This is a genomic window from Stenotrophomonas sp. STEN022 (genome assembly GCF_056760155.1).
The window spans coordinates 1-20,284 of record NZ_JBRREG010000068.1; the positions used below are offsets into that span (position 1 = coordinate 1).

The 20,284-nt window shown below is 64.4% G+C and carries 20 protein-coding genes; 10 read left to right on the plus strand and 10 right to left on the minus strand.

All coding sequences use genetic code 11. The features are described from left to right. Nucleotides 1-66: 66 nt before the first annotated feature. The 3 genes from pip to prmC form a co-directional block, all read right to left on the minus strand. A complete protein-coding gene (gene pip, locus ACVOMF_RS14215; protein ID WP_282267074.1) occupies nt 67-1,011 on the minus strand; it encodes a prolyl aminopeptidase in 945 nt (314 codons plus the stop codon). A gap of 74 nt (nt 1,012-1,085) precedes the next feature. Next, nucleotides 1,086-2,342: an erythromycin esterase family protein gene (locus tag ACVOMF_RS14220; protein WP_481509871.1), complete on the minus strand. Its 1,257-nt coding sequence runs from the start codon at nt 2,340-2,342 to the stop codon at nt 1,086-1,088. A gap of 207 nt (nt 2,343-2,549) precedes the next feature. Further along, nucleotides 2,550-3,392: a peptide chain release factor N(5)-glutamine methyltransferase gene (gene prmC / locus ACVOMF_RS14225; RefSeq protein ID WP_481509872.1), complete on the minus strand. Its 843-nt coding sequence runs from the start codon at nt 3,390-3,392 to the stop codon at nt 2,550-2,552. A 300-nt stretch (nt 3,393-3,692) separates the two neighbouring features. Between prmC and ahpC the strand changes: the two genes are divergently transcribed. From ahpC to ACVOMF_RS14250, 5 genes are all read left to right on the plus strand, one after another. Next, nucleotides 3,693-4,256: an alkyl hydroperoxide reductase subunit C gene (gene ahpC, locus ACVOMF_RS14230; RefSeq protein WP_313174167.1), complete on the plus strand. Its 564-nt coding sequence runs from the start codon at nt 3,693-3,695 to the stop codon at nt 4,254-4,256. Nucleotides 4,257-4,440: 184 nt separating this feature from the next. Continuing rightward, entirely contained in the window at nt 4,441-6,033 is a 1,593-nt protein-coding gene (ahpF, locus tag ACVOMF_RS14235) for an alkyl hydroperoxide reductase subunit F (protein ID WP_481509873.1), read from the plus strand. A gap of 154 nt (nt 6,034-6,187) precedes the next feature. Next, nucleotides 6,188-7,120, plus strand: coding sequence for a LysR substrate-binding domain-containing protein (locus ACVOMF_RS14240; protein ID WP_481509874.1), 933 nt, complete (start codon nt 6,188-6,190; stop codon nt 7,118-7,120). Nucleotides 7,121-7,403: 283 nt separating this feature from the next. Then, nucleotides 7,404-7,829 carry a nucleoside diphosphate kinase regulator gene (gene rnk / locus ACVOMF_RS14245; protein ID WP_282272444.1) on the plus strand — a complete coding sequence of 142 codons (426 nt, stop codon included), beginning with the start codon at nt 7,404-7,406 and terminating at the stop codon, nt 7,827-7,829. 31 nt (nt 7,830-7,860) lie between these two features. Continuing rightward, nucleotides 7,861-8,829 carry a transaldolase gene (locus ACVOMF_RS14250; RefSeq protein ID WP_481509889.1) on the plus strand — a complete coding sequence of 323 codons (969 nt, stop codon included), beginning with the start codon at nt 7,861-7,863 and terminating at the stop codon, nt 8,827-8,829. A 154-nt stretch (nt 8,830-8,983) separates the two neighbouring features. On the opposite strand, the gene ACVOMF_RS14255 is transcribed toward ACVOMF_RS14250, so the two are convergent. From ACVOMF_RS14255 to ACVOMF_RS14270, 4 genes are read right to left on the minus strand one after another with little or no spacing between them, the layout of a single operon-like run. Continuing rightward, nucleotides 8,984-9,493, minus strand: coding sequence for a flavodoxin family protein (locus ACVOMF_RS14255; RefSeq protein WP_481509875.1), 510 nt, complete (start codon nt 9,491-9,493; stop codon nt 8,984-8,986). 3 nt (nt 9,494-9,496) lie between these two features. Continuing rightward, nucleotides 9,497-10,147, minus strand: coding sequence for a peptide-methionine (S)-S-oxide reductase MsrA (gene msrA / locus ACVOMF_RS14260; protein WP_481509890.1), 651 nt, complete (start codon nt 10,145-10,147; stop codon nt 9,497-9,499). 30 nt (nt 10,148-10,177) lie between these two features. Then, a complete protein-coding gene (locus ACVOMF_RS14265; RefSeq protein WP_481509876.1) occupies nt 10,178-10,444 on the minus strand; it encodes a putative signal transducing protein in 267 nt (88 codons plus the stop codon). Between the two features lie 12 nt (nt 10,445-10,456). After that, nucleotides 10,457-11,125 (minus strand): glutathione S-transferase family protein, encoded by a 669-nt coding sequence (locus tag ACVOMF_RS14270; RefSeq protein WP_481509877.1) that lies wholly within the window; start codon nt 11,123-11,125, stop codon nt 10,457-10,459. Nucleotides 11,126-11,228: 103 nt separating this feature from the next. Here ACVOMF_RS14270 and ACVOMF_RS14275 point away from each other — a divergent pair, with 103 nt between their 5' ends. Next, on the plus strand, nt 11,229-12,977 hold the full coding sequence (locus tag ACVOMF_RS14275; RefSeq protein WP_481509878.1) for a glutamine--tRNA ligase/YqeY domain fusion protein: 1,749 nt from the start codon (nt 11,229-11,231) through the stop codon (nt 12,975-12,977). A gap of 96 nt (nt 12,978-13,073) precedes the next feature. Continuing rightward, the gene (locus tag ACVOMF_RS14280) at nt 13,074-13,490 is read left to right on the plus strand and encodes a hypothetical protein (protein ID WP_481509879.1); all 417 of its coding nucleotides are present in this window, start codon (nt 13,074-13,076) and stop codon (nt 13,488-13,490) included. 7 nt (nt 13,491-13,497) lie between these two features. Here the strand turns inward: ACVOMF_RS14280 and ACVOMF_RS14285 are convergent, their stop codons facing one another. Genes ACVOMF_RS14285 through ACVOMF_RS14295 form a run of 3 tightly spaced genes read right to left on the minus strand, consistent with a single transcriptional unit; the run spans nt 13,498 to nt 16,608 of the window. After that, nucleotides 13,498-14,550: an ABC transporter substrate-binding protein gene (locus ACVOMF_RS14285; RefSeq protein ID WP_481509880.1), complete on the minus strand. Its 1,053-nt coding sequence runs from the start codon at nt 14,548-14,550 to the stop codon at nt 13,498-13,500. Beyond that, nucleotides 14,547-15,932, minus strand: a complete 1,386-nt coding sequence (locus ACVOMF_RS14290) for a sensor histidine kinase N-terminal domain-containing protein (RefSeq protein ID WP_481509881.1) — start codon at nt 15,930-15,932, stop codon at nt 14,547-14,549. Before ACVOMF_RS14290 ends, ACVOMF_RS14285 begins: the two co-directional genes overlap by 4 nt. Next, nucleotides 15,919-16,608, minus strand: coding sequence for a response regulator (locus ACVOMF_RS14295; protein WP_481509891.1), 690 nt, complete (start codon nt 16,606-16,608; stop codon nt 15,919-15,921). The genes ACVOMF_RS14290 and ACVOMF_RS14295 overlap by 14 nt, the downstream gene beginning before the upstream one ends. A gap of 192 nt (nt 16,609-16,800) precedes the next feature. Here ACVOMF_RS14295 and ACVOMF_RS14300 point away from each other — a divergent pair, with 192 nt between their 5' ends. Genes ACVOMF_RS14300 through phbB form a run of 3 tightly spaced genes read left to right on the plus strand, consistent with a single transcriptional unit; the run spans nt 16,801 to nt 20,113 of the window. After that, on the plus strand, nt 16,801-17,970 hold the full coding sequence (locus tag ACVOMF_RS14300) for an OprO/OprP family phosphate-selective porin (protein ID WP_481509882.1): 1,170 nt from the start codon (nt 16,801-16,803) through the stop codon (nt 17,968-17,970). Nucleotides 17,971-18,012: 42 nt separating this feature from the next. Next, nucleotides 18,013-19,341 (plus strand): CitMHS family transporter, encoded by a 1,329-nt coding sequence (locus tag ACVOMF_RS14305; RefSeq protein ID WP_481509892.1) that lies wholly within the window; start codon nt 18,013-18,015, stop codon nt 19,339-19,341. 31 nt (nt 19,342-19,372) lie between these two features. Continuing rightward, nucleotides 19,373-20,113 carry an acetoacetyl-CoA reductase gene (gene phbB, locus ACVOMF_RS14310; protein WP_481509883.1) on the plus strand — a complete coding sequence of 247 codons (741 nt, stop codon included), beginning with the start codon at nt 19,373-19,375 and terminating at the stop codon, nt 20,111-20,113. Nucleotides 20,114-20,284 lie beyond the last annotated feature (171 nt).

The window sequence follows — 20,284 nt, forward strand, 5'->3', positions numbered from 1 at the left end:
CCCCCCCCCCCCCCCCCCCCCCCCCCCCCCCCCCCCCCCCCCCCCCCCACTACAGGGGCTGGCTTATCAACCGGCGAAACTGTCGGTGGCGCGTACCAGAGCGTCGACGTTCTCGGCTTCAAATGCCGAGTGGCCCGACGCGGGGCTGATCTGCAACTGGGCCTTCGGCCAGGCCTTGTGCAGCTCCCAGGCATTGGCCAGCGGGCAGACCACGTCGTAACGGCCGTGCACGATCACGCCCGGGATGTGGGCAATCTTGTGCGCGTCGCGCAGCAACTGGTCTTCCACTTCGAAGAAGCCGCCGTTGACGAAGTAATGGTTCTCGATGCGGGCGAAGGCCAGTGCGAACTGTGGGTCTTCGTGGCTGTTGACGAAATCGTCGTCCACATGCAGGAAGCTGGTGGCACCTTCCCACACGCTCCATGCCTTGGCGGCTGCCAGGCGCGTGGCCTCGTCGTCACTGGTCAGGCGACGGTGGAACGCCGAGATCAGGTCATGGCGCTCAACGAGAGGGATCGGCTTGAGGTAATGCTCCCAGGCATCCGGGAACAAGCGGTTGGCGCCTTCCTGGTAGAACCATTCCAGCTCCCAGCGACGCAGCATGAAGATGCCGCGCAGCACCAGCTCGGTCACCCGCTGCGGATGGGTTTCGGCATAGGCCAGCGCCAGCGTCGAACCCCAGCTGCCGCCGAATACCTGCCAGCTGTCGACGCCAAGTTTCTCGCGCAGCTTCTCGATGTCGGCGACCAGATCCCAGGTGGTGTTGTCGACCAGGTCGGCATGCGGGGTGGAACGGCCCGAGCCACGCTGATCGAACAGGATGATGCGGTACTTGGACGGGTCGTGGAACTGGCGCATCTTGTCGCTGCAGCCGCCACCGGGGCCGCCGTGCAGCATCACCACCGGCTTGCCGTTGGGATTGCCGCATTGTTCGAAATACAGCGTATGGCGGTCGTCGACCTTGAGCGTGCCGGTGTCGTAGGGCTCGATGGCGGGGTAGAGCGTGCGCATGGCAGCCTCGCTGGGAACAGGCCGACTAGTCTAACGCAGCGATGTTGCGGTCTTGTCTGCGTTGCAGCGTCCCATCAAGGCGTTGCATTGCTCGCCGGGGTGATGCGGTCCAGCAGCCACAGGCCATCGAAGCGTTGGCGGGCTTCGGCCAGGGGCAAGCCGTCGGCATAGTCCATGCTCCATAACCGGCTGGCCGCATCGTCCTCGCCTGGCAAGCTGCCTGCATGCAGGTCTACGAACACCGCAGCCGCATTGGCGGTCAGGCGCGACTCCAGCTGTGCCGGCCGCGCGCCTACCTCGCGCAGTTGCTGATCGATGTAGTCGCGGTAGCTGCCCTGCGCACCGGCGTAATGCAGTACATAGGTCTGCGCCTGCAGCACCTTCGGCAAGGCACGGGTCACGTTGTCCACCGGCGGGAAGCCGCGCGGATGACCGTCGCGGTAGCCACCGAGTCTGTTCAGATGCGCGTAGTGCCCCCAGATGATCGCCTTGCGCCCCGGGTAGGCCTGTTCCAGCAGCCACTGCAGGTTGCCGGCCATGACCGGATCGTGCTCATCAAAGGGCCGCAGTTGCCAGCTCACCTCGGCCATGCGTTGCAGGCTGGCGTTGATGCGCCGCCAGAAACCATCGCTGTCAAACACATCGTCGCCGTGCTCGGGGTCCGGCGCTGGCAACAGTTGCAGCAACCATTGCGAATCATCGAGGAAGCGCTGGCGTGCGCGGGCGTCGGCCATTGCCAGCTTGCCATCGAGCAATTGCTGTACCTGTTGCAGATGCAGCTGAAGGCGTTGCCGTGCCATTTCATCCAGTGGCTGCCGCAGCAAGCGTTCGCGTAGCTGTGGCACCAGCTGGCGCCGCGAAAATGCGCCGCTCAAACGTCCATCAAAGCCAGCCAGCTGCATCGCATCCGGCGTATCGCGTTGTGCGTCCAGATAGTCATACAGCGGCCACACCTCGGCGCTGTTGGCATACATGTAGAAGATGTTGCCTGGCGCGTTGGCACGCAGTGGCAGCCTCGATTGCCATAGGCGGGTGACATCGAACAAGCCGCTTTCCAGCACCAGCAGGTCAAAGCCCTTGCGCTCATGCAGGTAGCGCACGGTGCGCACCTTGCTTTCGTAGATATTGCCTTCGCCATGGGTGAGCTCATCGAGCATGACGATGCGCTTGTCGCCGATGGCCTCGCCAAGGGGTGCCAGATCGGCGAAGTCATCCTGCATCGGCGAGCCCTCGCGCAAGGGATGGATGGGAGCGTGTTTGCTGGTGGCCGGCGTTGCAGCGCAGCCCAGTGATGTGACCAGTAATACGGCAGCGAACGCGGTACGGATCATCGGCATCCCCGGCTTGGAAATGGCGATGCTACGGGAGATATCGGTGTGCGTGATACGGACAGGAAATGGCTTCAATGGCCAGCTGGAACAGTGTTTCTTGGCTCTGCTTTGGCTTTGGTTCTGCTTCCCGATGCCGTCATTCCCGCCTTCGCGGGAGCGACGAGCTAAAAAGCAGCAAGAGCGAGAGCAACAGCAGCGACAACAACCTCAACCAGGCCAACGCCCCAAGGTCACCCGATCGCGCTGCTCCAGATCCTGCACCGTCTGCGCTTCCACAAACCCGGCCTGCTCCAGCAGCGCGCGGATCGCCTCACCCTGATCCCAGCCGTGCTCCAGCAGCAACCAGCCACCGGGCACCAGATGCTCATGCGCGCCGGCAATGATCTCGCGGATCGCATCCAGACCATCCGGACCCGAGGCCAGGGCCGGCGGCGGTTCGAAACGCAGGTCTCCCTGCACCAGATGTGGATCACCTGCGGCGATATACGGCGGGTTGCTGACGATCATGTCGAAGCGATCCGCGCCCAGCGCTGTATACCAGTGCCCACGCCGGAACCACACGTTTTCCAGACCGTGCGCCTGTGCGTTCTTCACCGCCATCGCCAGGGTCGGGCCCAGCACATCGGTCGCCATCACCGAGGCCAAAGGCCGCTCGCTGGCGATCGACAGGGCGACTGCGCCACTGCCGGTGCCCATGTCGGCCACCCGCACCATGTCATCGGCCGGCAGCCGCGCCAGCGCCTGCTCGACCAGCAGCTCGGTTTCCGGACGCGGAATGAGGGTCGCCGTGTTGACCTGCAGGTCCAGGGTCCAGAAGCCGCGACGGCCGGTCAGATAGGCCAGCGGGTGACCCTCGGCACGACGCGCCAGCAGCACCTCGAAACGCTCCACCGCGTCCGCATCCACCTCGTCGGTGGCATGCGAGAACAACCAGGCCCGCTCCACGCCCAGCACGTGGATCAGCAACTGCTCGGCTTCATGGCGGGCATCTTCACCCGGCAGGCGTGCAGCGGCCTCCCGCAACAGCTCGGCAACCTTCAACGTGGACACTGCATTACCTCTTCGCGGCTTCGTTCAGGAGGGCGAGGATAGTCAGCGCACCCGTCCCTGCCTACCGCCATGATCCTTGCCTTGGGATTAATCCTATCTATGCCGCGCCGTTCAGCTTGGCCCTGGATGGCTTGGAAAGCCCGCAAAGCACCCGATATCAGGCCTTGAGGCAGTTCCGGAGCATCAATTGATAGGCTTTATCTATTGATACGATGCATCCAATTCATTTGTTTTATTAGTTTCTGCCTATTAGTCTTTGCTCCAACGATTCACCCCGCCCTACACCCAAGAGGAAACTTCATGTCCCTTATCAACACCCAGGTCCAGCCGTTCAAGGTCAATGCGTTCCACAACGGCAAGTTCATTGAAGTCACCGACGAATCGCTGAAGGGCAAGTGGTCGGTCCTGATCTTCATGCCGGCAGCCTTCACCTTCAACTGCCCGACCGAGATCGAAGACGCCGCTGACAACTATGCCGAGTTCCAGAAGGCCGGTGCCGAGGTCTACATCGTGACCACCGATACCCACTTCTCGCACAAGGTGTGGCACGAAACCTCGCCGGCCGTGGGCAAGGCCAAGTTCCCGCTGGTCGGCGACCCGACCCATCAGCTGACCAACGCCTTCGGCGTGCACATTCCGGAAGAAGGCCTGGCCCTGCGTGGCACCTTCGTGATCAACCCGGAAGGCGTGATCAAGACCTCGGAGATCCACTCCAACGAGATCGCCCGTGACGTGTCCGAAACCCTGCGCAAGCTGAAGGCTGCCCAGTTCACCGCCGCACACCCGAACGAAGTGTGCCCGGCCAAGTGGAAGGAAGGCGAAAAGACCCTGACCCCGTCGCTGGACCTGGTCGGCAAGATCTAACAAGTCTTACCCGCTCCCACCCCGCCCTCGCGGCGGGCGTGGGGGTGAACCGCAGCGTGTTGATGCCAGCCAGCACCACGCCCGCACGCCACGCAGCCCGCTGCGGTTCACCCCTACTTTTCCTGGTGCCCCGCTTCACGCAGGGGCGTCACACCCCCGCTTTGCCTCAACCAAGGAGTTGACCGTGCTCGACGACAGCCTCAAGACCCAGCTGCAGCAGTACATGGGCCTGCTGCGCCAGCCACTGCGCCTGATCGCCTCGCTTGACGACAGCAGCGCCAGCCAGGACATGCGCGGCCTGCTTGACGATATCGTCGCGGCCGGCGGCGGCAAGATCTCGCTGGACACCTCCGGCGACGATGCGCGCAAGCCCTCGTTCGTTGTCGCCCGCGAAGGCCAGGACCATGGCGTGCGTTTCGCCGGCCTGCCGCTGGGCCACGAATTCGAATCGCTGGTGCTGGCCCTGCTGTGGACCGGCGGCCATCCGCCGAAGGTCGCACAGGAAGTCATCGACAGCATCACCGCGATCGACGGCGAGTACAGCTTTGACGTCTATATGTCGCTGACCTGCCACAACTGCCCGGACGTGGTGCAGGCGCTGGCGTTGATGGCGATCCTGAACCCGAAGATCAGCACCACGGTGATCGAGGGCGGTACGTTCCAGCAGGAAGTGGAGCAGCGTCAGGTGATGGCGGTGCCGATGGTTTTCCAGGGTGGCGAGATGTTCGACTCCGGCCGCATGAGCCTGGAGCAGATCGTCGCCAAGCTCGACACCGGCGCCGTTGCCCGCGAGGCCGAGAAGATCAAGGCCAAGGATGCATTCGACGTGCTGGTGGTGGGCGGTGGCCCGGCCGGTGCGGCGGCGGCGATCTATGCCGCACGCAAGGGCATCCGCACCGGTGTGGCTGCCGAGCGTTTCGGCGGCCAGGTGCTGGATACCATGGCGATCGAGAACTTCATCTCGGTGCAGCACACCGAAGGCCCGAAGCTGGCCGCTGCGCTGGAAGCCCACGTACGTGAGTACGAGGTGGACATCATGAACCTGCAGCGCGCGGCCAAGCTGGTGCCGGCCGGTGCCGATGGCCTGGTCGAAGTGCAGCTGGAGAACGGTGCTTCGTTGAAGTCCAAGACGGTGATCCTGTCCACCGGCGCCCGCTGGCGGCAGATGAACGTGCCGGGTGAAGACGAGTACCGTAACAAGGGCGTGGCCTACTGCCCGCACTGTGACGGCCCGCTGTTCAAGGGCAAGCGTGTGGCGGTGATCGGCGGTGGCAACTCCGGCGTGGAAGCGGCCATCGACCTGGCCGGCATCGTCAGCCACGTCACCGTGTTCGAGTTCGACAGCAAGCTGCGCGCCGACCAGGTGCTGCAGGCCAAGCTCAACAGCCTGCCCAACGTGAAGGTGGTGCTCAACGCACAGACCACCGAAGTGCTGGGCGACGGCCAGAAGGTCAACGGTCTGGTCTATACCGACCGCGTCGGTGGCGATTCGCACCGGGTCGAGCTGGAAGGCATCTTCGTGCAGATCGGCCTGCTGCCGAATACCGAGTGGCTGCGTGGCACGGTCGAGCTCAGCGGTCGCGGCGAGATCATCATCGATGATCGCGGCCAGACCAATGTGCCGGGCGTGTTTGCTGCCGGCGACTGCACCACGGTGCCGTACAAGCAGATCATCATCGCGATGGGCGCCGGCTCTACCGCCGCACTCAGCGCCTTCGATCACCTGATCCGTACACCCGTGCTGCAGCCTGCAGCGGTAGAGACAGCAACCGCATGAAGCTCAAAGCCCCTCTCCCACCGGGAGAGGGGTTGGGGTGAGGGTCCGGGTGGCACCACCCGCATCCATGGAAAAAATGGGCTTGGCCCAACCCTCATCCGCCCCTTCGGGGCACCTTCTCCCGCAGGGAGAAGGAAACACCCGGGAGCCCGACATGAACCTTCGTGACCTGAAATATCTGGTGGCGCTGGCCGAGCACAAGCATTTCGGCCGTGCCGCTGCGGCCAGCTTCGTCAGCCAGCCCACCCTGTCCACCCAGATCAAGAAGCTGGAAGAAGAGCTGGGCGTGCCGCTGGTGGAGCGCGCACCGCGCAAGGTGATGCTGACCCCGGCCGGCCGCGAAGCCGCCGCGCGCGCGCGCAGCATCGTGGCCGAAGTAGAGCAGATGAAGGAAGCCGCCCGCCGCGCACGTGATCCGGAAGCCGGCACCGTGCGGCTTGGCATTTTCCCGACCCTCGGCCCCTATCTGCTGCCACACGTGGTGCCTGCAATCCGCCAGCGCTTCCCGCAGCTGGAGATGCTGCTGGTCGAGGAAAAGAGCGATGTGTTGCTGGCGCAGCTGCGCAACGGCCAGCTCGATGCCGCACTACTGGCCCTGCCAGTCGCCGACGAGCAGTTGCACACCGAGTTCCTGTTCGAGGAACCCTTCGTGCTGGCCGCCCCGGAAGGCCATCCACTGACCTGCCATCCCTCGCTGACGCTGGATGACCTGTCCGACCAGCGCCTGCTGCTGCTGCAGGATGGCCATTGCCTGCGCGATCAAGCGCTGGATGTCTGCCATATGGCCGGCGCGCTGGAGAAATCCGAATTCCAGGCCACCAGCCTGGAAACCCTGCGGCAGATGGTGGCGGCGAACGTCGGCGTCACCCTGCTGCCGATGCTGGCGGTGAAGCCGCCGGTGGCGCGTTCGGAGAACGTGCGGTTGATCCCGTTTGCGGGCAATCCGCAGCCGAACCGCAGGATCGGCATGGTTTGGCGCCGCAGTTCGGCGATGGGGGCGTTCCTGGAGCAGTTCTCGCAGCTGTTCAAGCAACTGCCGGCGGGGTTGTTGGAGGCGCCGGCTGAACCGGCGCGGGTTCAAGCTTAAATAGCTTACCCCTCCCCGGCCCTCCCCTACGCTGCGCGCAAGGGAGGGGGCAAGGCTTGGCTCCCTCCCTTGCGCCGCAGGCGGAGGGGAGGATTGGGGAGGGATGCGCTTCGCAACACCCCAAAACCTGAATACCGCCCTCCCCCACATTGCATCCGGGCCCCACCGGCCCCATGATCTTCACAGGGCCGCCGATGGCCCGTTTCACCAGCACAATCGAAATCCGGGCGGCGCCGACAAAGCGTCGCCTTTTGCTTGCTCTTCAATCAGATAAGGAATTCCCATGACCAGCCACAGCGGTCTGCCACCATCCATCGTTGTTTCCACCCGTGACATGGCCCGTCTTGAGGCCCTGCTGGACTCCCCGGCGCTGAGCCGGCACCCGGCCGCTGTTGCCCTTGCGCAGGAACTTGAGCGCGCGCAGGTGCTGCCGCCGGAAGAAATCCCCGAAGGCATCGTCACCATGCATTCCCGTGTGGACTGCGAAGACGAACTGCACAACGAAAAACATTCCCTGACCCTGGTCTATCCGCACGAAGCGGACTTCGACAAGGGCCGCGTGTCCGTGCTGGCACCGGTCGGCAGCGCCCTGCTGGGCTTGTCGGTTGGCCAGACCATCGACTGGACCGCACCCGGCGGCCGCAAGCTGCGCCTGCGCGTCACCGCCGTTCACTACCAGCCCGAAGCGGCTGGTGATTTCCACCGCTGAGCGCACTGCGCCGCACCTGCAACAGGAAACCATGATGTCCCAGGCCCCCTCCAAGCTCGCCCAGCTGCGCGAACTGTCCGTCGTCGTCGCCGATACCGGCGATTACGACGCCATCAAGCGCCTGCGCCCGGTCGACTGCACCACCAACCCGACCCTGGTGAAGAAAGCCCTCGACCTGCCGGTCTATGCCGGTCTGATCGAGCGCGAGCTGCAGTGGGGCCGCGCCCAAAGCGGTGACAAGCAGGCCATCGCCAATGCCGTGGTTGATCGCTTGACCGTCGGCGTCGGCACCATGCTGGCCGAGCTGGTGCCGGGCCGCGTGTCCACCGAGGTGGATGCCGACCAGGCGCACAACACCGACGCCACGATCGCCAAGGCACGCGAGTTCATCGCCATGTACGAAGCGGCCAGCGTGCCGCGCAGCAAGGTGCTGATCAAGATCGCCGCCACCTGGGCCGGCGTCGAAGCCGCGCGCGTGCTGCAGGCCGAAGGCATCGACTGCAACCTGACCCTGATCTTCAACCCGACCCAAGCCCTGGCCTGCTCGGAAGCCGGTTCGTTCCTGATCTCGCCGTTTGTCGGCCGCATCCTGGATTGGTACGTGGCCAATGGCCAGACCCCGGCCAGCATTGATGAGGACCCGGGCGTGGTATTCGTGCGCGGTGTGTTTGCCGAGTTCAAGCGTCGCGGTTCCAGCACCGTTGTCATGGGTGCGTCGTTCCGTTCGACTGCGCAGATCGAAGCGCTGGCTGGGTGTGATCGTTTGACGATCTCGCCGGACCTGCTGGAGAAGCTGGATGCCGATTTCGGTGCGCTGCCGCGCAAGCTGGTGGCTGGTGCTGCTGAAGCGGTGAACGTCGCTGCGATTGATGAAGCGAAGTTCGATGCGGATATGGCGGCTGATCCGATGGCGACCGAGAAACTGGCTACTGGAATTGAGGCGTTTGCGAAGGATCTGCAGGCGCTGCGGCAGCGAATTGCGGATGAGCTTGGGAACTAACAGCCAAAGCAATGCCTGACCACTCCCTTCTCCCTGCGGGAGAAGGTGCCCCGAAGGGGCGGATGAGGGTAAGTGCGAAGCCTGGAGACAATTGGCTGCAAGAGGCTTCGCCCCGTACCGTCACCCCAACCCCTCTCCCACTGGGAGAGGGGCTTTAAAAAACGCCGAGCTCCAGCCCTGCTGCGAGCAGCGCGCCCAGCTCACGGCCCCGCGCCAGCTGCGACTCAGACAGCTTCTTCCCAGCAACAATCGCCTCAGCCGTCTGTGCCTGCGTACACACCAGCACCGGCTCGGCCACCTCTTTCAAGCGCAGCCCCAAAGCCACCCGCCGCAACTGCGCAATCGTCGGCTGACCATCCGAGCCGGCACACACGAGTAGCGCATACGGCTTGCCCTCGCAGCGCCCCAATAGCGGGTAATAGCTGCGATCAAAGAAATCCTTCATCGCCCCGCTCATCGAGGCCAATGTCTCCGGCGTGGCGAATACCACCGCATCGGCGGCAAGCACATCGTCTGCACCCGCATCCGCAGCGCGCAAGGCAATCACCTGCACCGCATCACCCACACTCGCGCGGGCACCCTGCAGCAACGCGTCCACCATCGCCGCAGTAGCGCCGGTGAAGCTGTGCCACACCACCAGCAAGCTGCGCGGTGCAGCACTCATGGTTCAGACATCCAGACCAATCGGGCAGCTCACGCCAGTGCCGCCGATGCCGCAATAGCCATTCGGATTCTTCGCCAGATACTGCTGGTGGTAATCCTCGGCGTAATAGAACGGCGGTGCCGGGAACAGGATCTCGGTCGTGATCTCGCCGAAACCAGAAGCAGTCAGCTGTTGCTGGTAAGCAGCACGGCTGGCAATCGCCGCGTCGTACTGTTCCTGCGTGTGGCAGTAGATCGCCGAGCGGTACTGGGTGCCGGTGTCATTGCCCTGGCGCATGCCCTGGGTGGGATTGTGGTTTTCCCAGAAGGTGCGCAGCACCGTCTCCAGCGAGACCTGTGCGGGATCAAACACCACCCGCACCACCTCGGTGTGGCCGGTAAGCCCGGAACAGGCTTCTTCATAGGTCGGGTTCGGGGTGACGCCGCCCTGATAGCCCACCGCCGTGGTCACCACGCCCGGCAGCTGCCAGAACTTGCGCTCGGCGCCCCAGAAGCAGCCCAGTCCCACGTCCAGCACCTGCAACCCGTCAAAATCGGCCTGCAAGGGCTGGCCGTTGACGAAATGCTGGTTGTGCAGCGGCAGTGGCGTGTCCCGCCCCGGCAGTGCTTCTTCCGGACGCGGAAGCCGCTGCTTGAATGCGCCGATACCCAATATTCCCTGGCCGATTCCCAACATGTCAGCTCCTCAGGCCGGGAGGAATCCCGGCGCTTCATCGTCATCCAAGATGGGGTCGGCTGGGCCATCGTCCAAGCCCAGCGCGGCGACGATGTCCTCGGCCTCGGGCTTGGCCGAATCGGGTACGCAGACTCGCAGCAGGCCAAACAGGGGCAGTTCGCCACCCGCACCCAGCAGGGACTCGCCGAACACGAAGGCTGGGATGCCGGCGTCCTCCAGCGCGTGTTTGACGAGGTGGGCGTCGAACAGATTATTGGTCTGGTAGATCAGCTGCATGGGGTTCTCCGCTTAAACCGGCTGGCGCAGGGCGTCGGTGGCAGCAAGCTGCTCGGTTTCCACAGCACCGGCCTGGCGCCACTCGCGCAGCGCCGGCAGCGCCAGCAAAGCCTGCAGGTATTCGCCCGCCGTACCTTCCGCCGCCACGCCATAGCCGTCGAAGCGAACCGCCACCGGTGCGAACATCGCATCGACGATGCCGAACTGACCAAACAGAAACTCTCCGCCCGCGCCGTACTGGCGGCGCAGCTCACTCCACAGCGCGCGGACCCGGTTGATATCGGCCTGCGCGGCGGCATCCCAGCGGTAGCCGTCCGGCTGGCGGCGGCTGTTCATCGGCAGTTGGCTGCGCAGCGCGGTGAAACCTGAATGCATCTCGGCCGCAGCGGCCCGCGCCACGGCGCGCTCGGCCAGATTGGCCGGCCAGCCGCGTCCGCCCAGCCAGCGCTCATTGGCGTACTCGCAGATCGCCAGCGAATCCCAGACCTGCAGCCCGCCATCACGCAACGCCGGCACTTTGCCGGTGGGCGAATGCTGCAGCACTTCGCTGGCAAAACCCGGCGTATCCAGGGCCAGCCGCACCTCGTCGAACTCCACCCCGAAATGGCGCAGCAGCAGCCACGGGCGCAGCGACCAGGACGAGTAGTTCTTGTTGCCTATCACCAGAACGGGGCGGTCCATCGGTACGAATCCATACGGTGGGATGGCCCAGCATAGCCCCGTCCCGGCAGCCAACGCCCGGCTCGGCTAAACTTGCGGTTTACTTCAATACACTGCGTCCCCCATGTCCGAGAACACGCCTGCTGTCGCTGCCACGCCGGAAAACGCCCCCGAAAAGCGCGATTTCATCCGTCAGATCGTCCGTGAGGACCTGTCCAGCGGCAAGCACACGGCCATCAAGACCCGCTTCCCGCCCGAGCCCAATGGCTACCTGCACATCGGCCATGCCAAGTCGATCTGCCTGAACTTCGGCATCGCCGGCGAGTTCGGCGGCGTCTGCAACCTGCGCTTCGATGACACCAACCCGGCCAAGGAAGACCCGGAATACGTGCAGGCCATCCAGGACGACGTGCGCTGGCTGGGCTTCGAGTGGAACGAGCTGCGCCACGCCTCGGACTACTTCGATGCCTATTACCTGGCCGCGCAGAAGCTGATCCGCGACGGCAAGGCCTATGTCTGCGACCTGTCGGCCGAGGAAGTGCGCGCCTACCGCGGCTCCCTGACCGAGCCGGGCCGTCCCTCACCGTACCGCGATCGCAGCGTCGAGGAGAACCTGGACCTGTTCGCGCGCATGCGTGCCGGTGAGTTCGCCGATGGCGCCCGCACCGTGCGCGCCAAGATCGACATGGCCAGCGGCAACATCAACCTGCGCGATCCGGCGATCTACCGCATCAAGCACGTCGAGCACCAGAACACCGGCAATGCCTGGCCGATCTACCCGATGTACGACTTCGCGCATGCGCTGGGCGATTCGCTGGAAGGCATCACCCACTCGCTGTGCACGCTTGAATTCGAAGACCACCGCCCGCTGTACGACTGGTGCGTGGACAACGTCGACTACGCCCATGACAACGCCTTGACCCAGCCGCTGGTCGACAAGGGCCTGCCGCGTGAAGCCGCCAAGCCGCGCCAGATCGAGTTCTCGCGCCTGAACATCAACTACACGGTGATGAGCAAGCGCAAGCTGATGGCGCTGGTCACCGAAAACCTGGTCGATGGCTGGGAAGACCCGCGCATGCCGACCCTGCAGGGCCTGCGTCGTCGTGGTTACACCCCGGCGGCGATGCGCCTGTTCGCCGAGCGCGTGGGCATTTCCAAGCAGAACTCGCTGATCGATTTCAGCGTGCTGGAAGGCGCCCTGCGCGAAGACCTGGACAGCGCGGCGGCACGCCGCATGGCGGTGATCGACCCGCTCAAGCTGGTGCTGACCAATCTGCCGGAAGGTCACGAAGAAGCGCTCAGCTTCAGCAACCACCCGAAGGACGAAAGCTTCGGCAGCCGCGAAGTGCCGTTCTCGCGTGAGCTGTGGATCGAACGCGAAGACTTCGCCGAAGTGCCGCCGAAGGGCTGGAAGCGTCTGGTCCCGGGCGGCGAAGTGCGCCTGCGTGGCGCCGGCATCGCCCGCGTCGATGAAGTGATCAAGAACGACGCCGGCGAGATCGTCGAGCTGCGCGGCTGGCTGGACCCGGAATCGCGTCCGGGCATGGAAGGCGCCAACCGCAAGATCAAGGGCACCATCCATTGGGTCAGCGCCCAGCACGCGGTGGAAGCCGAAGTGCGCCTGTACGACCGCCTGTTCTCGGTGGCCAACCCGGACGATGAATCCGAAGGCAAGACCTACCGTGATTACCTGAACCCGGAATCGCGCAAGGTCGTCACCGGTTACGTCGAACCGGCCGCTGCCCTGGCCGCACCGGAACAGAGCTACCAGTTCGAGCGCACCGGCTACTTCGTCGCCGACCGCCGCGACCACACCCCGGCCAAGCCGGTGTTCAACCGCAGCGTGACCCTGCGCGATACCTGGTCAGCCTGATCAGGATGGGCGGGGTTGCCGGCTGACAGCCCGGTAACCCCCTGCTCACATGGGCCGCGGCTACCATGGCCGCGTGCCCAGAACAGGATTCCACCCATGTTCCGTCTGTCACTGCTGCTCTGCCTGCTGCTCGCCGTCACCGCCTGCAGCTCACCGGCTGCCACTGCGCCGGTCACCTCGCAAACGCCCGCACCGGTCCCGGCCAGCGAACAATCAACCCCTGCCAAACCTGCCGCCGCGCCCGTCGTGGTCGACAGCAGCTGCAAGGTCGACGCCGATTGCACAGTGAAGAACGTCGGCAACTGCTGCGGTTATTACCCGGCCTGCGTCAACCTCAACAGCCCCACCGATCCCGCCGGCGTGCAGGCCAGCTGCCAGGCCAAGGGCATGATGAGTGTCTGCGGTTTCCCTGAGATCCAGGGCTGTAGCTGCGTGCAGGGCAAATGCGCGGCAGCAGGCAACAGCAATCCGCTGCGCCAGCCCATGACCGAGAATCCCGCACCGGTACGCTGAGTCGCGCTCAGCGCGGCTTGGGCTCGACGCTGCTGCGCCAGGCATCGAGGAACTGGCGCCGCTTGAGCGCATCCAGATACACCAGCAAGCCCGGCCCAAGCTGGATCGGCCGCCGGTTCTGCCCGGGGTCGCTGTCACCGCCACCGTTGCGAATGATCGGCATCAGCCGCGCCTCGCGCGACAGCACCTGCTGCCCGCGCGCCGACAACAGGTAGTCGAGGAAGCGCTTGGCTTCGGCCGGGTGCGGACTGTTGCGTGGAATCACCGCCGTGCGCAGCACCACCAGCGTGTAGTCCTCCGGCTCGACGATGCCCAAGGGCGCCCCGGCATCGATACGCGCCTGTGCATACGAGCCCAGCACGTTGTAGACCAGCGACAGCTTGCCGCTGCTGACCTGGTCCAACAGCACGCCGGTACGCTCCTCGCGCACCACGCCGTTGTCACCCAGCGCGCCGAGCAAGGCGCCAGCGATGCTGCCACGCTGTGCATCCTGGGTCGCCAGCAGATAGCCGACACTGCTGCGCTCGATATCGTAGGTGCCGACCTTGCCGCGCAGCGGTGCGCCTTCGGCACGCAGCAGGTCCAGCAGCTGGCGGCGCGTGTGCGGCACCTTTGCCGCCGGTAATGCTCGCGTGTTGTAGACCATCGCCACCGGCTCGTAGCTGATGCCGAAGGCTTCATTGCGCCACTTCGCCCAGGAAGGCACGGCTTCGGTCTGCGGTGAACGATGCGGCAGTGCATGGCCATCGTTGACCAGCTTGGTCTGCAGATCCATGCCGCTGGAAATCAGCAGATCGGGGGTGCTGGCGGTGTTGCGGTTGCGCAGGAAACGCGCGTACAGGTCTTGGGTGATGATGTCTTCATAAACAACTTCGGTGCCCGGGTGCAGGCGCTGGTAGTCGGCGATCACCACCGCGAACACTTCAATGTCGGTGGTGCCGTGGATGCGCAGCTGCTCGGTCGCCACGCCCTGCGCAGGGAAGCGCTGAACATCGCCCGGTGCGGCGATCAGAGATGGCGCCAACAGCACGCCCAGCAACAGGATCAACAAGCGGCTCATGCGGCATGCCTTGGTAGATGGATGGTGGCGACCAGACCGCCTTCTGGCCGATTGCTCAGGTCGATGCTGCCGCCATGGCTTTCCACCACGCGCTTGACGATGGCCAAGCCCAGGCCGGCGCCACCGGCAGGCGCATTCTCACCGCGCCCGAAGCGCTCGAACACGCGTTCGGCATCGGCGGCGCTGATCCCGGGGCCATGGTCGGCAATGGTCAATACCGCCTGCGTGTCCTGCACGGTCAGCGCGATCTGCAGCGGGCCATCGCCGCCGTATTTCATCGCGTTGTCGATCAGGTTCTTGATCGCCTCGCGCAACAGCAAGGCATCGCCGTTGACCTGCACTGCACCGGTAGTAATCGCCAACTGTACGCGCGGCGCGGGGCCTGCCTGCGGCAGTGCTTCGTGCAAGGCCTGATGCACGGTTTCAGCCAGATCCAGTGGTGCGAAGCGCTGAAGGTTGGAGCGATGGATCACGCTGGCATCGCTGAGCAACTGGTTGAGCAGGCGGCTCATATGAGTGGCGTTGCGCTCGATCGCACGCAGGCTGCGCTGCATGTCCTCGGGCTCTTCTTCGTCCAAGGCCAGCTGTGCCTGCGCGCGCAGTGCGGCCAGCGGTGTGCGCATCTGATGTGCCGCTTCAGCCATGAACGCACGCAGAGTTTCGTTGCTGCTGGACAGGCGCTCCATGAAGCGGTTCAACGCGCCAACCATCTGGTTCATCTCGCGCGGTACGCGCGTATCCAGCGGTTTCAGGTCAGATGGCTCGCGTCGCGACAGTTCGCGCTCAAGCCGTACCAACGGACGGAACGCGCGGTGCACGCCGAATGCCACCAGCGCCAGCAACAAGGCCGACAGCACGCCGATGGCGATCAAGGCGCGGTTGACCATTTCCTGCGCCAGCTCGGCACGTGCGCGACGGGTCTGGCCTACCTGCACCTGCACTTCGCCCTGCGCCGACGCGGCAGCGAAGCTGCGACTGACCACCACGAAACGTACGGTTTCGCCGCTGTACTCGGCATCGAACAACTGCGGTTGGCTGCCGGTCTTGCGTGGCGCAACCGGCAGATCCTCATAGCCCGTGATGGTCAGGCCGCGGCTGTCAGCAACCCGGTAGAACACGCGATCCTCCTCGGCCATCGACAGCAGGTCCAAGGCCGCATACGGCAGGTCCACCTGCCATTGGCCGTCAACCAACGCGACCGAATCGGCGATGGACAGCGCCGAAGACACCAATAGATGATCGTAGGAGCGATTTGCAGCACGTTGCCCGTAGTCACGCGCGGCGAACAGCAAGGCCACCGCGAATACCGCAAGCAATGCGCCCAGATACAGCATCAAGGTGCGCCGCAATGAGCCGGAGGCGTGGATTTCAGCCGTTGCCATCGCTAGCGCCGTCGCTGGCCTCCAACATGTAGCCCACGCCGCGCACGGTGGTGATGCGCACTGGCGCGGCCGCCAGTTTCTTGCGCAGCCGTCCAATATACAGCTCGATGGCATTGGGCCCGGCTTCGTCGTCGAAGCCGAACAGGCCCTTGGCTATCTCATCCTTGCCGACGACCTGACCAAGCCGCCCGACCAGGATTTCCAGCAGGCGGAATTCTCGGTTTGGCAGTTCGATCACCTCGCCGTCCAGGCTGACCCGATGCGCGGCATTGTCGAACTGGAAACCACCGATCTGCACCACTTCACTGGCCTGGCCTCGACCACGACGCAGCAATACCCGACAACGCGCCTCGAATTCGCGGAAGTCGAACGGCTTGCCGAGATAGTCGTCTGCGCCCACATCCAGCGCCTGCACACGGTCTTCGATGCCATCGCGGGCGGTCAGCATCAGCACCGGCGTGCTGTCGCCGCGCTCGCGCATGCCAGCCAGCACACGCAGGCCATCGAGCTTGGGAAGACCAATATCCAGCACCACCAGATCAAAGCTCTGGTAGCGCAGCACGCTGGCTGCACCCATGCCGTCGGCCTGCCAATCCACCGCGTGGCCATTGCGGCGCGTGCGACGGATGATGGCATCGGCCAGGTCCGCATTGTCTTCAACCAGCAGCAGGCGCATCGCGGTGGAAAGTATCGGGAAGGCGCGAATGCTAACGCGGAAGCCGCACACACGCAGTGTTGGCGCACATTGCTGCACCGCACAAACTCCTGACAGGCGGATGACAGCTAGTGCCCTCCAGACTGCGCCCACGCACCAGCAGGTGCCCATGTTTGCCGCGCGCCTGGCGCGCACCTGGGAGGGTTTGTGGAATTGAGTGTTTTCCAAAAGCGCAGCCTCGCTGCCGCTGTCCTGCTATGCCTTGGCGCACCGGCGCTGGCCGCAGAAGACGAAGGGCCGGTCACAGCCACCATCGGCGGCCGCCTGCACCTGGATTTCGCCAGCTTCGACAATGACCACCGCGGCACCCCGAACAAGGACGACACCGAGATCCGTCGCGCCTGGCTGGACGTGTCAGGCAAGTTCTTCGTTGTCGACTACAAGCTGGAAGCTGATTTCTCGGGCGACCGCCCCGAGGCCAAGGATGTCTACGTCAGCCGCAGCTTCGGTGATGCCGGCAAGCTGACCGTGGGCCAGTTCAAGCAGTACTACTCGCTGGACGACCGCACTGGCTCCAACTACGGCAGCTTCCTGGAGCGCGGCAACGCCGGCACCAGCCTGGCCCCGCTGTACCGCCTCGGTGCCTCCTGGCAGGCCAACCCGGGCGACATGACTTGGGCGGCCAGCGTCTACAGCCTGGAAAGCATCGATGCCTGGCAGGTAAAGGGCCGCGCCGCCGGTGGTCGCGTCACCTGGGCGCCGAGCCCAGCCGCTGGCGATGTGCTGCACCTGGGCTTGTCGCTGGCCCGCGAGGCCTATGACAACCCCGGCGTGAATGGCGTGCCCGCACTGCGCATCCGCCCGCGTCCGGCCGGCCATCTGTCCGATGAAAGCCGACTGACCCTGGTCGACTTCTCGGCCGGTCGCGATACCGACGTCAACAAGTGGTCGCTGGAATACGCGCAAGTGCGCGGCCCGCTGTCATGGCAGGGCGAATTCAGCGGCGCCACCTTCGACGATGGCGCGCAGCGCGGTGAAGTGATGGCGGCCTACGGCATGCTCAGCTGGTTCGTCACCGGCGAGTCACGCAGCTACGACCGCAAGACCGGCCGCTTCGCCCGCATCAAGGACATCCGCCACAAGCCCGGTGCATTTGAAGTCGCGCTGCGCTATGACCAGATGCGCGGCAACCAGCACCTTGATGGCCTGCCCGATCTGCGCAACGGCAGCACCGAAGCCTGGACCCTGGCCGGCAACTGGTACCTGCGCGACAACCTGCGTTTCATGCTCAACCTGATTGAAAGCCGCAACCGCAACCGCCTGACCGATACCACCGTGGACCACACCCGCGCGGTCACCGGCCGCCTGCAGTTCGATTTCTAAACGCCTCTTCCCCGTCCTGTCTCTACTAGGAGTCTGCAGATGATGCTGACCATCCTCGGCTTCGGCATGGTTCTGACGTTCATGTATCTCATCATGAGCAAACGACTGTCGCCGCTGGTCGCCCTGATTACCGTACCCATCGTGTTCGCCCTGATCGGCGGCTTCGGTGCCGGCCTTGATGAAATGATGCTCGACGGCATCAAGAAGATCGCGCCGACCGGCGTGATGCTGATGTTCGCCATCCTCTACTTCGGGGTGATGATCGACGCCGGCCTGTTCGATCCGCTGGTGCGCATCATCCTGCGCATCGTCAAAGGCGATCCGCTGAAGATCGTGATGGGCACCGCGGTGCTGGCGATGCTGATCTCGCTCGATGGCGACGGCTCCACCACCTACATGATCACCGTGTCGGCGATGCTGCCGCTGTACCGTCGATTGGGCATGAACGCGCTGAGCATGACCTGCGTGACCATCCTCGCCGGTGGCGTGATGAACCTCACCCCATGGGGCGGCCCGACCGCACGTGCGGCCACTGCGCTGCATGTGGATCCAGCCGATGTCTTCGTGCCGCTGATTCCGGCGATGGTGCTGGCTTGCGCCGGCATCCTCGCACTTGCCTGGTACCTGGGCATGAAGGAACGCCGTCGTCTTGGCGTAGTCGCACTGCCGCACGGCGGCTCGTGGATGGACGCCAGTGTCTCCGATGACAGCGATGCACTGCCGACGGTGGAAGATGCCGAAGACACCAAGCGGCCGAAGCTGCTGTGGGTCAACTTCGCCCTGACCCTGGCGTTGATGGCCGCGCTGGTGATCGGCCTGCTGCCGATGCCGATCCTGTTCATGGTCGGCTTCGCGATTGCGCTGGTGATCAACTACCCGAACCTGGCCGAGCAGCGCCGCCGCGTGGTCAACCATGCCGGCAATGTGTTGTCGGTGGTGTCACTGATCTTCGCCGCAGGCATCTTCACCGGCATCCTGTCCAACACCGGCATGGTCGAGGCGATGTCGCGCGGCTTCCTGTCGGTGATTCCGGAAGCCTGGGGACCCTACCTGGCGGTGATCACCGCCGTGGCATCGATGCCCTTCACCTTCTTCATGTCCAACGACGCCTTCTATTTCGGCGTGCTGCCGATCCTGTCCGAAGCGGCGGGTCACTACGGCATCACCCCGGTGGAAATGGCACGCGCTTCGCTGGCCGGTCAGCCGGTGCATCTGCTCAGCCCCCTGGTGCCCTCGACCTATCTGCTGGTTGGCCTGGCCAAGGTGGATTTCGCCGACCACCAGAAGTTCACCCTGAAGTGGGCCGTGCTGATCTCGCTGATCCTGATGGCCGGCAGCCTGCTGTTCGCCCTGTATCCACTGGCCGCGTAAGCGGCACCTACCTGACGCATTGGAGAGCACCATGACGCTACGTATCGCTTACGTCACCAGTGGCATGGGCAGTGTAGGCACTGCCATCTGCCAGACCCTGGCTCGCGCTGGCCACACGGTGGTGGCAGGCTGCGCGCCGGATTCACCGCGCAAGGCCAACTGGATCCGCGAGCAGCGCGAACTCGGCTTCGACTTCATCGTGTCCGAAGGCAATGCCGCCGATTGGGATTCCACCGCCGCCGCATTCGCCAAGGTGCGTGCGGAAGTGGGCGAAGTGGATGTACTGGTCAACAACTCCGGCGGCAGCCGCGACATGCTGTTCCGGCAAATGAGCAGCGAGGATTGGAACGCGGTGATCGCCTCCAACCTCAACACCTTGTTCAACCTGAGCAAGCAGGTGGTCGATGGCATGGCCAACCAGAACTGGGGCCGCATCATCAACATCGGCTCGGTCAGTGCGCAGAAGGGCCAGATCGGCCAGGTCAACTACGCAACCGCCAAGGCCGCGATGCACGGCTTCAGTCGTGCGCTGGCCGCGGAAGTCGCAGCGCGCGGCGTCACCGTCAACACCATTTCGCCGGGGTACATCGCCAGCCAGGCGATCAGCAGCTTTCCGCCGGACGTACTGGACCGTTTGGCGGCTTCGGTGCCGATCCGCCGCCTCGGCAAGCCAGAGGAAGTGGCTGCGCTGTGCGCGTGGCTTGCCAGCGATGATGCGGCCTATGTGACCGGCGCTGACTATCCGGTCAACGGTGGCCTGTACATGGGTTGATGTTGGGATTGATGGATGCGACAACGAACGCCGCGCATCGTCGCGGCGTTTTCTTTGCGCGGACCGTATCCACGTTCACCGCGAACATCTGCTGCAAGCAGCATCAAACGGGAATCACGTCACCAATACTGTGCAAAACAACGCAACTGGACGACACCGTAAACGAGCTTT